This is a genomic window from Burkholderiaceae bacterium DAT-1, from assembly GCA_019084025.1.
Lineage (GTDB): Bacteria > Pseudomonadota > Gammaproteobacteria > Burkholderiales > Chitinimonadaceae > DAT-1.
Map to the genome: position 1 here is coordinate 367,582 of JAHRBI010000003.1, position 13,182 is coordinate 380,763.

Genomic DNA, 13,182 nt, shown 5'->3' on the forward strand with positions numbered 1-13,182 from the left:
TCGACCAGAACAGGTCCGGATTCAATCAATTAGTGAATTAATTGTACGCCCTTCCACACTCTTTTGGTGTTTTTGCAAAAAATTCATCTATTTGCACACCGCAATTTAATCCTACTCCACACCACACTATCTGCTTTATTTACCAATACAGAAACGGCTGAAAATTTCGCCCAACAAGTCATCTGCAGTGAATTCACCTGTAATGGAGGATAGCGCGTTCTGCGCCAAGCGCAATTCTTCAGCAAATAATTCGACGCTTTGCCAGATCACATTCGCTGTCTGCACATGATGCTGTGCTTGGCGAATCGCATCCAGATGGCGCTCCCGTGCCAGAAAGAGCCCTTCAGATTCCCCTTGCCAGCCAACCCGTGCAAGCAGCGATGTGCGCAATTCAGCCAGTCCACGCCCATCTCTGGCAGAGACATGAATCGTCTCTTGCGCATCAACTGTCCGTACTCCCGGCAATTCGCCGGTGAGATCAATCTTGTTGAATAGGTGCACGCATTCAAGACGTTCAGGCAGACGTGACAGAATCTCCTGATCGTGTGCGGTGATACCTTCTCGACTATCCATTAATAGCAGCGCCACATCCGCTTTTTCAATGGCCTGCCATGTCCGTTCGATCCCGATGCGTTCCACATGATCATCGGTATCACGCAGACCTGCAGTGTCGATAATATGCACCGGTACGCCATCAAGCTGGATCAGCTCGCGCACAGTATCACGCGTCGTTCCAGCAATGTCACTGACAATTGCAGCATCGAATCCCGCTAAGGCATTCAACAGACTCGATTTACCCACATTGGGCTGGCCGATGAGCACAACATGCATGCCCTCGCGCAACAACTGCCCCTGACGGGCAGTGGATAAAACAGCGTCCAATTGTGTACTTATTTGCGCGAGTTTGCCACGCGCATCTGCCGCTTCCAGAAAATCGATGTCCTCTTCCGGAAAGTCGAGCGTCGCTTCTACCAGCATCCGTAAATTGATCAGCCCATCCACCAGCTGGTGAATCCGTGTGGAAAACTGGCCTGATAAAGAACGCAAAGCCGAGCGCGCAGCGGCTTCCGAGCTGGCATCGATGAGATCGGCGACACTTTCAGCCTGTGCCAGATCGAGCTTGTCATTCAAAAACGCCCGCCGGGTAAATTCGCCGGGCTCCGCCAAGCGCGCGCCCAGTTCCACACAGCGACGCAGCAGCATTTGCAGCACCACTGGGCCACCGTGTCCCTGCAACTCGATCACATCCTCACCCGTAAACGAGGCGGGGCCGGGGAAATACAGCAGCAAGCCGTCATCAATGATCTGCCCCTGCGCATCGGTGAAAAGCACATGGTGGGCAAATCGCGGCTTGGGTGATTTACCCGCCAGCAGGGTTGCCAATGGCTGCAATCCGCTACCTGACAGTCGAATCACACCCACCCCTCCTCTACCCGGCGCGGTGGCGATTGCGGCGATGGTGTCTCGGCTTGGTAGGGTCGTCATGGGGCACACTTTGGACATTCGATGGTTCACTACTTCAACATACAACAATGCCGCCCGAAGGCGGCATCGTTGATTACACCACAACGATCAGGCCTTGGCCTTCGCAGCGGCTGTTTCCTGCTCGATCTGACGGGTAATCCACCATTGCTGTGCGATCTGCAGCACATTGCTGACCACATAGTAGAGTACCAGACCCGACGGGAAGAACAGGAACAGCACCGACATCGCCACTGGCATGATCTTCATCATCTTGTCCTGCATCGGATCGGTAGCAGGCGGATTGAACAAGGTCTGCACATAGCTGGTGATAGCCATCAGAATGGGCAGAACATAGAAGGGATCAGGCTTGGCCAGATCGTGAATCCAGAATGCCCACGGTGCCTGACGCATTTCCACGACGGACGACAGTGTCCAGAACAGCGCCAGGAAAACCGGCATCTGCAGCAGAATCGGCAGACAGCCGCCCAGCGGATTCACCTTCTCCTGCTTGTACAGATCCATCACCGCCTGCTGGAATTTCATGCGGTCATCGCCGTATTTTTCCTTCAGACGTTCCATGCGCGGGGCCAGCAGCTTCATCTTGGCCATCGAACGTGCACTGGACGCGGCCAGCGGATACAGCGCGATCTTGATAATGAAGGTCATGATCACGATCGCCCAGCCCCAGTTACCCACATACTGGTGGATCAGATCGAGCAGGGCAAACAGCGGACGACACAGCACCGCAAACATGCCGTAATCCTTCACCAGATCCAGACCTTCGGCTGCAGCCTGCAGACGACGGGTTTCCTGCGGACCGGCATACAGCGGTACGGAGAAGGAATAGGTGGTACCGGATGCAATTGCTGGCAGATGCGTCACAGCCGTAGCGGTATACAAGCCGCTACCGGTGGACTTCACTTCGAAATTACATGCTTGTGGCGCGCAGACATTCTTCCCGCCATTCGGACTCAGCATCCATGCGCTGGTGAAGTAGTGCTGCATCATCGCAATCCAGCCATCCTTGGCAGTCTTGGGATACTCAGCCGTACCCTTATCGAGCTTCTTGAACTCGATTTTTTCCAGCTTATGCTCGTCGCCGTACACGCCCGGACCAGTGAAAGAAGACGAACCCATGCCCCCTCCTGAGCCTTCCGGTACATGGCTGTCACGGAGCAATTGGAAGTATGCAGAGGTTGTCAGCGGCGTGGCGCCACGGTTGGTGATTTCATACTTTACGTCTACGACATAACTATCACGGGTAAACGTCAGAATCTTGGCAACTTTTACACCAGCAACTTCAGGCGCTTCCAGACGAACGACCACATTTTTCTGGCCATCTACCAGCTTGAAGTCGCCAGTTTGTGCGGTAAACAGCGTGCGATGAAAGGGCAGATTGGCGACATTTCCACCAAACAGACCGGTCTGCGCTACGTAGGTATCACCCGAGGCCTCATTAAACAGTACGAATGGTTTGCTGGCATCGTCGTGCTGGCCATGTTTGAGCAAGGCCAATTTACGAATATCGCCGCCGACCGTATCGATTTCGGCCGACATCAGGTCTGTTGTGACCTTGATGCGAGAACCACGCTGTAGCCCGCCGGGCACATCTGCCTTGGGTTGAGCATCGACAGGCTGGGCTTTGGCCGTCACCTGTTGCTGTTCCTGCACGGCAAACCGTTCGGGATGCGTGCGCTTCTGGTATTCATTCCAGCCAAACAAAATGGCGAAGGAAAGGATAAAAAAGACGATCAGTCTGCGGATGTCCATGCAGGGAAGTCCTGTCAGTTTCTTGAATGTGAACCCGGCATCACGGGTGGAACCGGGTCATGGCCGTGACCACCCCAGGGATGGCAACGGCAAAGCCGCCGCATTGTAAGCCAGCTACCGTGAAATGTGCCATGTTTGTCAATGGCTTCAATGGCATATTGCGAACATGTGGGGGTAAAACGGCAGTTGGACCCCAGCAAGGGGCTCAACAATACGCGATACGCCTTGAGCAGCGCGATCAGGAGTCGCGACATGGCGTAAAGCGCTTGAACAAGCGAAGCAGCGCAGCGCGGGCAGGACCCGTATCGCTACGATGCGTGAGGGGACGCTTAGCTCGGACGATCAAATCCAGTCCGCATAGCTGCGGCGCATGGAGTCGGAATTGCTCGCGGACCAATCGCTTGACGCGATTGCGACCCACGGCACGCTTGTCGACGCGCTTGGCAGCCACCACGCCCAACCGGGCCCGATCCAACCCGTTAGGGCGGATCCAGACCTGGAAGAAGTCGTTGGATTGGCTACGGCGCAAATTAAAAACGGATGAAAACTCATCCGTTTTTAACAAGCGTTGCTGCCGGGTAAAGCGGCCTGTCAAATCTTGTCTCTTGATTGAGACAGTCGATTCGACTTGCACGGCGCGTCCTTAGACGGACAGGCTGTGACGACCCTTGGCGCGACGGGCTGCCAGAACGGCACGGCCACCACGGGTGCGGCTGCGAACCAGGAAGCCGTGAGTACGCTTGCGGCGAACAACTGACGGTTGATAAGTGCGTTTCATGGCCTGGACCTTTGAACGGTTACAAAATGCGGAAACGCGCAATTAGACATAAAAATCACGAGCTTGTCAATGCTTGTTTTATCTATCTACCCTTGGCGATCCTGTGGATAAGATAGTGGAAAACGAATAGAATAGCCCTCCGATCAACCTTGACCGGACGGTTGTCCACGTAGTCATCTTACACAGGTGACGAATGACATATCAGTCATGCTTTCAATGACATGCGCGCGGTATCAACATGCCGCATCGCGCTCACCGTCCCGGCTTTGCCGTTTTACACTGGATACGATGTCACCTGTTGAGCAATTTTGGCCGGCCTGTCTCGCGCGGTTTGGCGAAGAGTTGTCCGCACAGCAGTTCAACACCTGGATTAAGCCCCTCCGCTTCGAGGCAGCTGAAGACAGTCTCATGCTGTATGCGCCCAATCTGTTTACGCTCAAGTTCGTCAAAGATCGCTATCTGCCGATCATAGAGCGCTATGCGCAGGATTTTTTCGGCGAGGCGATGCCCCTGCAGTTGCAGGTTGCTCAGAATGCACCCGCCGTTCGTCCGATCGTCAAACCCGCTATGCGTCCAGCCGGGCCAGCAAGTTACGAGCCGCCTTCTCCTCCCGAAGCGGTGGATAACCTGATACCGGATGATGGCGAGTTAATGCCCGCACCTGCTGTCATCACAGGCAGTAATGCTGCCCGTCAGATTGGTGCCGCCAACGAAAACACTCGCCTCAATCCTAGTTTTACCTTTGATACGCTGGTGACCGGTAAGGCCAACCAGCTGGCGCGTGCGGCTGCGCATCAGATCGCCGAAAATCCTGGCGAAGCCTACAACCCGCTGTTTGTGTATGGTGGCGTGGGTTTGGGTAAGACTCACTTGATTCAGGCCATTGGCAATTATGTCCACCAGCATAATCCACAGGCACGCATTCGCTACATCCATGCGGAACGCTATGTCGCAGATGTGGTGAAAGCCTATCAGCACAAGTCATTCGACGAGTTCAAGCGCTACTACCATTCGCTAGATTTACTGCTGATTGATGATATTCAGTTTTTCTCTGGCAAAAATCGTACGCAGGAAGAATTCTTCTACGCCTACAACGCGCTGATTGAGAGCCATAAGCAGCTGATCATTACGTCTGATCGCTATCCCAAGGAAATTGAAGGCATCGAAGATCGCCTGATTTCGCGCTTTGGATGGGGATTGACCGTGGCGATCGAGCCTCCAGAGCTGGAAATGCGTGTGGCGATTCTGAACAAGAAGGCAGAAACAGACGGATTCAAGCTTGATTCCACCGTGTCCTTCTTTATCGCCAAGAATATCCGCTCCAATGTGCGTGAACTTGAAGGTGCGCTGAAGCGGGTACTGGCTTACTCACGCTTTACCGGTCAGCAGATTACCCTGGAACTGACCAAGGAAGCACTGAAGGACATTCTTGCTGCCGGTAATAAGCTGATCACGGTAGAGACGATTCAGAAGACAGTCGCCGACTTCTACAAGATCAAGGTGGCGGATATGCATTCCAAGAAGCGTACCCGCGATATTGCTCGTCCACGCCAGATTGCCATGGCACTCACAAAGGATCTGACCCATATGAGCCTGCCGGCCATTGGCGAAGCATTCGGCGGACGTGACCATACAACCGTACTGCACGGCTGTCGCACCATCACCCAGATGCGCCAGACGGATAGCGAGCTGAATCATGATTACAACGTGCTCACCCAGATGTTACGCAACTGAGTGAAGTAAACAGCAAACAGGTGGAGAATCTGAGGATGAAATCCTGTACAAGCTCAGGGAAATTTGTGGACAACTGCATGATCGCGGTGGAGCGGAAAATCGCAACACAAACAACCCACAGGACCTGACGGATTGGATTCACACTCTGGAAAACACGCAAGTGGATGATTGAAAAAGAGAAAATCGGTTATCCACAGAAAACAACGCACATTATCAAACTATTATCAGGAACACTATCATCATGTTGCTATTACAGACTGAACGGGATGCACTGCTCAAACCCCTGACTACCGTCACCGGTATTGTCGAACGCAGACACACCCTGCCTATCCTGTCCAACGTGCTGATTGCCAAACAAAACGGCGTACTGTCTTTTCTCGCTACAGACTTGGAAATTCAGATCCGCACCGAACAGGCAATGGAGAGCGGTGTCGATTTCCAGCTCACCGTATCCGCCAAAAAGCTGCAGGACATTCTGCGAGCCATTCCAGACGGTGCAACTGTGAGCTTTGATCAGGACGACAGCCGTTTAACCCTGAAGGCAGGCAAGAGCCGTTTCAATTTGCAAACACTGCCAGCACAAGATTTTCCGACGCTGCAGATCGATCAGAATGTGCGTCAGAGTTTCCGTATCGCCCAAAAGGCGCTGAAAAATCTGCTCTCGCGTGTGCAATACGCTATGGCGCATCAGGACATTCGCTACTACCTGAACGGTCTGTGCATGGTCACGGAAGGTAGTTCACTGAAACTGGTCGCAACGGATGGTCACCGGCTCGCATTTGTTGCAAGCCAGCTGGATGCAGATCTGGCTCGCAACGAAGTGATCCTGCCGCGCAAGACAATTACCGAGCTGTACAAACTGCTGGCCGACATTGATGACGAGGTCAAAGTCGATATCGCTGGCAATCAGGTGCAATTCACCTTCGGCCAGATCGTGATTCATTCCAAGGTGGTTGACGGCAAATTTCCGGACTACAACCGCGTGGTTCCGACCAACAACACTAAGCTGGTTGCGCTGGATCGTGTGCAATTGCTCGGTTCGTTGCAACGCGCGGCCATTTTGTCGAACGAAAAGTTTCGCGGTGTCCGCATGGTGCTCGCAGATGCAACACTGAAAATTATTTGCAACAACAGCGAGCAGGAAGAAGCGCAGGAAGAACTGGAAATTGGCTACGAAGGTGAACCGCTCGATGTTGCCTTTAATATCAGCTACTTAATTGATGTACTCACCAATATTGATGCCAAAACACTGGTGTTTGCATTTGGTGAACACACCACCAGTTCGACCTTGGTCACCATCCCGGATCAGGAAGATTTCAAGTACGTTGTGATGCCGATGCGCATCTAATCGGAAAAATCAGCGTACAATGCGCAATTCTGCCGATGTTCCGGCCACCTCTCTGGTGGCTGGAATAGTTGTAATTTGCCGTACTGACCCAGCTGCAGATCAATCCATGTGGATAGGTATCGCATCGGGATATGAACAGTAAATTTCAACGAAATCAGTAGGTTATGGCATAACCCTGGCGACAGGCATAGCCTCGCGAAGCGTAAACAGTGTGAGTCTGCTGATTCGCTTTGCACGTGTTAAGCAGCAGTAAAACGGTTGTCCGGAAAAAAACGATGAGCGAACAGCAAGAATACGGTGCAGACAGTATCAAGATCCTGAAGGGCCTCGAAGCCGTCAGGAAGCGTCCCGGTATGTACATCGGCGACACGCAGGATGGTACGGGCTTGCATCACATGGTGTTCGAAGTGCTGGATAACGCCATCGATGAGGCACTGGCAGGTCATTGCACGGATATTTCCGTGACAATTCATGCAGATAACTCGATTTCCATCACCGACAATGGCCGCGGTATTCCGACAGCCATCAAGGAAGATGACGAATTCAAGCGCTCTGCTGCCGAAATCGTGATGACCGAACTGCATGCAGGCGGCAAATTTGACCAGAACAGCTACAAGGTGTCTGGTGGTCTGCACGGCGTGGGTGTATCCGTCGTGAATGCCTTGTCCGACTGGCTGCGCCTGACTATTCGCCGTGATGGCCAGATCCACCAGATGGAATTCCGTCAGGGTCTGGCTGTTGAGCCCTTGAAAGTGATTGGCCATACCGAACATCGCGGTACGGAAGTCCACTTTATGGCGTCTGTCGAGACCTTTGGTCTGGTTGAATTTCATTACGAAATTCTCGCCAAGCGGATTCGCGAGCTGTCCTTCCTCAACAATGGCGTGAAGATCCAGCTGGTCGACCGTCGTCAGGGCAAGGAAGAGCTGTTCCAGTTTGATGGCGGTGTGGCTGCGTTCGTGGAATACATGAACCGCAACAAAACTGCGCTGCATCCCAAGATTTTCTACGCCTTTGGTGAAAAGGACGGCATGAGCGTGGAATGCGCCATGCAATGGAACGACTCCTATCAGGAAGGCGTTCAGTGTTTCACCAACAACATCCCGCAGCGTGATGGTGGTACCCATCTGACCGCATTGCGTCAGGTGATGACCCGGACGCTGAATACCTACATCGAGCAAAGCGAACTGGCCAAGAAGGCTAAGGTTGAAACCGCTGGCGATGATATGCGTGAAGGTCTGGTGTGCGTGCTGTCCGTCAAACTGCCGGATCCGAAATTCAGCTCGCAAACCAAAGATAAACTGGTTTCCAGCGAAATCAGCCCGATTGTTCAGGAAATCCTGGGCGAAAAACTGGCTGAGTTTCTGCTGGAAAACCCCAATGATTCCAAGATCATCTGCGGCAAGATTGTGGAAGCGGCTCGTGCTCGTGAAGCCGCCCGCCGTGCCCGCGAACTGACACGCCGCAAGGGTGTCATGGATGGTATGGGTCTGCCGGGTAAACTGGCCGATTGCCAGGAAAAAGATCCTGCATTATCAGAACTTTACCTCGTCGAGGGTGATTCTGCCGGCGGCTCCGCCAAGCAAGGTCGTGACCGAAAATATCAGGCTATTCTGCCGCTCAAGGGTAAAATCCTGAACGTGGAAAAGGCTCGGTTCGACAAGATGCTGTCGAGTCAGGAAGTTGCGACATTGATCACCGCATTGGGTTGCGGGATCGGCAAAGACGATTTCAACATCGAAAAATTGCGCTATCACCGCATCATCATCATGACCGATGCGGACGTGGACGGTGCACACATCCGTACGCTGCTGCTGACCTTTTTCTATCGTCAGCTGCCGGAATTGGTGGAGCGTGGCTACATCTACATTGCCCAGCCGCCGCTGTACAAAGCCAAGGTCGGCAAGAGCGAGCGCTATCTCAAGGATGAAGGCGAGCTCAACCAGTTCCTGCTGCAGCTGGCGCTGAAAGACGCTCATCTGACACCTTCCGTCGGTGGCACCGTGATCACGGGCGATGCGCTGGATGCACTTGCACGCCAGTTCCTGATCGCCGAAGGCGTGGTGGAACGCGAAAGTCGTCTCGTTGATCCGGCTGTGCTGTACGCATTGATGAAGATTGCGCCGGTCAATCTGCGTGATCAGGCCAGTGCCGAATCGAGTGCCGCGACATTGACCGCCGCGGTTGCTGATGCTTCTTACACCGTTGATACGGCACGTGACGAAAAGAACGATGCCTGGGTGCTACGTATCAACAAGCGCCTGCATGGGAATGTAGCCATTCAGTATCTCGACGTGGATTTTTTCCTGTCTGGCGATTATGCGCAGTTGCGTAAAACCGGCGATATGCTGGAAGGGCTGATCCAGCCGGGTGCAACGGTGAAGCGTGGCGAGCACGAACGTGCGATTGGCAGCTTCAAGGAAGCGCTGGACTGGCTGATGAACGAAGTGCGCCGTAATATGTCGATTCAGCGATATAAAGGTCTGGGTGAAATGAACCCGGAACAACTGTGGGAAACCACCATGGATGCATCTGTCCGCCGCTTGCTGAAAGTGGAAATTGAAGATGCAATCGCTGCTGATGACATCTTTACGACGCTAATGGGCGACAATGTCGAGCCAAGACGTGCGTTTATTGAAAATAATGCGTTAATTGCGCGCAATATTGATGTTTAATCTGATTTAATTGTCCGAATTGAATATCCCGAATTTTCACATTCGGGATATTTATTTTAGACCGCCAGATTAAGCATGCAAGTAGCCATTGATCGACTCGTTTAAAACACAAATTGCTAACTGGGTATAATCAAGCCTTGAGCAATGTGAATGAAGAATCTGTTCATCTTATGAAAATCGCAAAAGACACCGCTGTTACGCTTAAACTGAAAGTAACGGATACATTTGGCAACGTCTATGAAGACGGCAAGGAACCGATGGCCTACCTGCATGGTGGTTACGAAAACTTGTTTGCCAAGCTGGAAGATGCGCTGGAAGGCCAGGAAGCTGGTTTTACGGTTACAGTTGAATTGCCCACCGAAGATACGTTTGGTCCGCGCGACGAAGCACTTGTTACCACGATGCCGAAGGCAGAATTCCCGCCCGGTATCAAGGTTGGCGGGCAGATTCAGCGTATGGGTCCCGATGGCGAACCGCGCTTTTACTTCGTGAACAAGATCAAAGGCCAGGTGGTGATGCTGGACGGTAACCATCCCCTGTGCGGCGAGACCCTGCGTTTTGCCATGAAGGTGATCGCTGTGCGTGCAGCCACACCGGAAGAAGTCGAACACGAGCATGTGCATGGTGAACATGGGCATCAGCACTGATTCATTGCATTCGATCAGCTAAAAGCGGCGGGCATTTCCCGCCGTTTTTTTATTTATAATCAGTATGTTATGTAAGGGAAGGAATTCGGAAGAAAGCGTTTGCATCATGATCTTTATAGTCCGATCCAGAACGCCTGTTTATCCAACAGGACATGAAGCGATCAAGAGAGGGACGGATCATGGATACACTGGACATGCTACCTGCTTATGCTGAGCAGGCATCGAATCGGGATGTTACACAGGCATTAGATACTAGAACGGACGTTGTGCTGATCGGTGGAGAGTTAGAGCGCATGCTCGCGAGCGACTTGTTTACACGTTCGAAGCGCTTAAGTCGCTTGCTGCGTTATCTTGTAGAGCACGTCATTTCCGGTTCCAGTCATACGCTCAAGGAATATTCGATTGGACTGGATGTATTCGATAAACATCCGTCCAGCTACGATCCCTGCGTGGATCCAATCGTACGTGTTCAGGTTGGACGCTTGCGCGAAAAGCTACAACAGTATTATTCGCAACATGCTGCATTACATTCGATTCGTTTTGAAATTCCCTTGGGAAACTATGTCCCGATGATTCATCGTATGTGTCCGGAAATGGAAAATACAGATACTGCTAAATTAATTGTATTGTCAATTCAAGGCATCTCAATGGATCATAATGATGCCCAATTTGCACTTGGATTACGTGAAGAATTATTAACACGATTATTTCATACGGTAGGTGGAATTGTGACACCATCGGCATTTGGCCGTTCCTTGAATCTGGCTGATCAGGATATTGCTTATGCGCTAGAGGGAAGTGTCCGTTTTGAATCTACACGTGCTCGTGTATCCATTCGGCTGACCGATATCCATACGGGCGGTTTGGTGTGGGTGGGGCAATTTGATGAGCATGCAGTCACCACCATTGATGCACAGGAAACCCTTGCGCGATCAATATGCAAACAGATCGGTACCGTACTGCACAAGTTCGACATTCGACACCCGCAGGTATGGGCACCGGACTCCTTCTGATCCATGCAATGAGATTCAGCAGTATGATAGCGATCCATTTCATGCATAAAGACAGGCGGAATCTGATGAAGCGATGGTTACTGAGTGCTGGCATGCTATTGGCTGGTGCATCTTTGCAGGCAAATGCGGATAGTGCAAATGCCTTTCAGATGAGTCCAGTCAATGGACAGCAGATCGCCTGGCAATGCAGGGGTGAAGGCCCGAAAACCGTGTTACTGCTCGCGGGGATGGGGCTGGATGTGCAATCCACTTACAAGAATATCTACCGAAATTTCGCGGCCAAGGGCTATCAAATCTGCATGTATGACCGGGCAGGCAGTGGCCAGAGCAGCCCTCTGCAGGCACCCCGGCCGATGTCAGCGCTGGTAGATGAACTGGATAGCCTAATCAAGGATCGCCATTGGGATAAGCCGGTACTGGTGGCGCATTCGTTTGGTGGATTGCTGGCGCGGGCGTATCTCTTTTCCCATCCGCATGGCGCAAGCGGCCTTGTCTATGCAGACTGCGCACATGAACGCTGGTATGGCTCGCTGAAGTCGGCATTGTCGCCTGATGGCTGGGCCATCATGGAGAACATCTTCAAGTGGGAGAAATTTACCCATTCACATGAGGATTTTGAGGAGGCTGTGCAATTCCTCGATGCGCATGCCCAGCCAATCAAGGTACCCGTGACGGTTCTTTCACGCGGGTTGCCGCACAATACGATTCGGCAGGCGCGGATGAGCTACAGTGATGTGGATGCCTATAACGCCACCTGGGATGCTGCACAAACCCAGTTTCTCAATGATGCGCCGGATGCCCGCCATGTACGCATGCATTATTCATCCCATTTTGTCGATGAACAGGACCCGTGGCTGGTGATTGAAGAGATTCAGGCCTTGCTGAAGCGCGTAGAAGCCAAGCAGTCATAACCTGTCTGGTGGTGGAATGGACAGGGCGCTGATCACCCTGTCCTGTCATGGATATGCTTAATTTCGACCCGCCATCACCCCTCCATCCACATCCCAGTTCGCACCGGTGACCCAGCTGGCCTTGTCGGATAGCAGGAAGGCAATGGTTTCGGCCACATCACGCGGGGTGCCCACTCTGCCAATGGGATGGAAGCCATTGAAGCCCTGTAAGGCGGTGGCCACTTCTTCCTTGGGGATAAATCCTTCGTAGATGGGGGTATGCACCACTGCAGGCGACACCGCATTGACGCGGATGCCATCAGGCGCCAGTTCCATCGCCAGATGCTGGGTGAGTGCGTGCAAGCCGGCCTTGGCCATGGAATACGCTGAGGACGGCGTCGCAGCAATGGCCTGCTTGGCCCACATCGACCCGACATTCACAATTGCCCCGCCTTGCTGGCGCGTGATCATATTGCGGGCAACCGCCTGAGTGATGAAGAAAAATGCCTTGTTGAGCGTCATGTACTGCTCATAATCGGCATCGGTGTGTTCTATGAAAGGTTTGGGGAAGAACACGCCTGCGGCATTTACCAGCAGGTCTGCATTGATTTTTCCGTCATTGATCGCGGCCAGCAGGTCGCGCAGACCCTGTTCGCTGGCAAGGTCAGCGGTAAAGGTTTGCACTGGGCCGATGGCGGCCAGTTCACGGCGGGCAGCTTCGGTTTTGTCGGCACGGCTGCCGACGATGATCGCGCTGCCACCTTGCGCGAGCACCAATCTGGCTGTGTCCAGACCGATACCGCTGGTGCCGCCGATGACTAAGAGTTGCTTACCGGAAAAGAGTGGGTGATGCATGATTGACT

The 13,182-nt window shown here is 52.8% G+C and carries 12 protein-coding genes; 6 read left to right on the forward strand and 6 right to left on the reverse strand.

Going from position 1 to position 13,182, the window contains the following annotated elements:
• Nucleotides 1–135 precede the first annotated feature (135 nt).
• The 5 genes from mnmE to rpmH form a co-directional block, all read right to left on the reverse strand.
• Nucleotides 136–1,485, reverse strand: coding sequence for a tRNA uridine-5-carboxymethylaminomethyl(34) synthesis GTPase MnmE (gene mnmE, locus KSF73_07660; GenBank protein ID MBV1775591.1), 1,350 nt, complete (start codon nt 1,483–1,485; stop codon nt 136–138).
• Between the two features lie 87 nt (nt 1,486–1,572).
• Nucleotides 1,573–3,234, reverse strand: coding sequence for a membrane protein insertase YidC (gene yidC / locus KSF73_07665; GenBank protein ID MBV1775592.1), 1,662 nt, complete (start codon nt 3,232–3,234; stop codon nt 1,573–1,575).
• Nucleotides 3,235–3,248: 14 nt separating this feature from the next.
• Nucleotides 3,249–3,488, reverse strand: a complete 240-nt coding sequence (gene yidD, locus KSF73_07670; protein MBV1775593.1) for a membrane protein insertion efficiency factor YidD — start codon at nt 3,486–3,488, stop codon at nt 3,249–3,251.
• Entirely contained in the window at nt 3,473–3,829 is a 357-nt protein-coding gene (gene rnpA, locus KSF73_07675) for a ribonuclease P protein component (GenBank protein ID MBV1775594.1), read from the reverse strand. Before rnpA ends, yidD begins: the two co-directional genes overlap by 16 nt.
• A 48-nt stretch (nt 3,830–3,877) precedes the next feature.
• Nucleotides 3,878–4,012, reverse strand: coding sequence for a 50S ribosomal protein L34 (gene rpmH, locus KSF73_07680; protein ID MBV1775595.1), 135 nt, complete (start codon nt 4,010–4,012; stop codon nt 3,878–3,880).
• Between the two features lie 288 nt (nt 4,013–4,300).
• Between rpmH and dnaA the strand changes: the two genes are divergently transcribed.
• The 6 genes from dnaA to KSF73_07710 all read left to right on the forward strand — a co-directional run bounded on the left by dnaA (nt 4,301) and on the right by KSF73_07710 (nt 12,340).
• Nucleotides 4,301–5,746: a chromosomal replication initiator protein DnaA gene (gene dnaA / locus KSF73_07685; protein MBV1775596.1), complete on the forward strand. Its 1,446-nt coding sequence runs from the start codon at nt 4,301–4,303 to the stop codon at nt 5,744–5,746.
• A gap of 241 nt (nt 5,747–5,987) precedes the next feature.
• Nucleotides 5,988–7,094, forward strand: coding sequence for a DNA polymerase III subunit beta (gene dnaN / locus KSF73_07690; GenBank protein ID MBV1775597.1), 1,107 nt, complete (start codon nt 5,988–5,990; stop codon nt 7,092–7,094).
• A gap of 275 nt (nt 7,095–7,369) precedes the next feature.
• Nucleotides 7,370–9,769 carry a DNA topoisomerase (ATP-hydrolyzing) subunit B gene (gene gyrB, locus KSF73_07695; GenBank protein MBV1775598.1) on the forward strand — a complete coding sequence of 800 codons (2,400 nt, stop codon included), beginning with the start codon at nt 7,370–7,372 and terminating at the stop codon, nt 9,767–9,769.
• A gap of 170 nt (nt 9,770–9,939) precedes the next feature.
• Nucleotides 9,940–10,416 (forward strand): peptidylprolyl isomerase, encoded by a 477-nt coding sequence (locus tag KSF73_07700; GenBank protein ID MBV1775599.1) that lies wholly within the window; start codon nt 9,940–9,942, stop codon nt 10,414–10,416.
• Between the two features lie 179 nt (nt 10,417–10,595).
• Nucleotides 10,596–11,429 carry a hypothetical protein gene (locus tag KSF73_07705; GenBank protein MBV1775600.1) on the forward strand — a complete coding sequence of 278 codons (834 nt, stop codon included), beginning with the start codon at nt 10,596–10,598 and terminating at the stop codon, nt 11,427–11,429.
• Nucleotides 11,430–11,494: 65 nt separating this feature from the next.
• A complete protein-coding gene (locus KSF73_07710) occupies nt 11,495–12,340 on the forward strand; it encodes an alpha/beta hydrolase (GenBank protein ID MBV1775601.1) in 846 nt (281 codons plus the stop codon).
• Between the two features lie 57 nt (nt 12,341–12,397).
• Here KSF73_07710 and KSF73_07715 read toward each other — a convergent pair whose 3' ends face one another.
• On the reverse strand, nt 12,398–13,174 hold the full coding sequence (locus tag KSF73_07715) for an SDR family oxidoreductase (GenBank protein MBV1775602.1): 777 nt from the start codon (nt 13,172–13,174) through the stop codon (nt 12,398–12,400).
• Nucleotides 13,175–13,182: the final 8 nt, after the last annotated feature.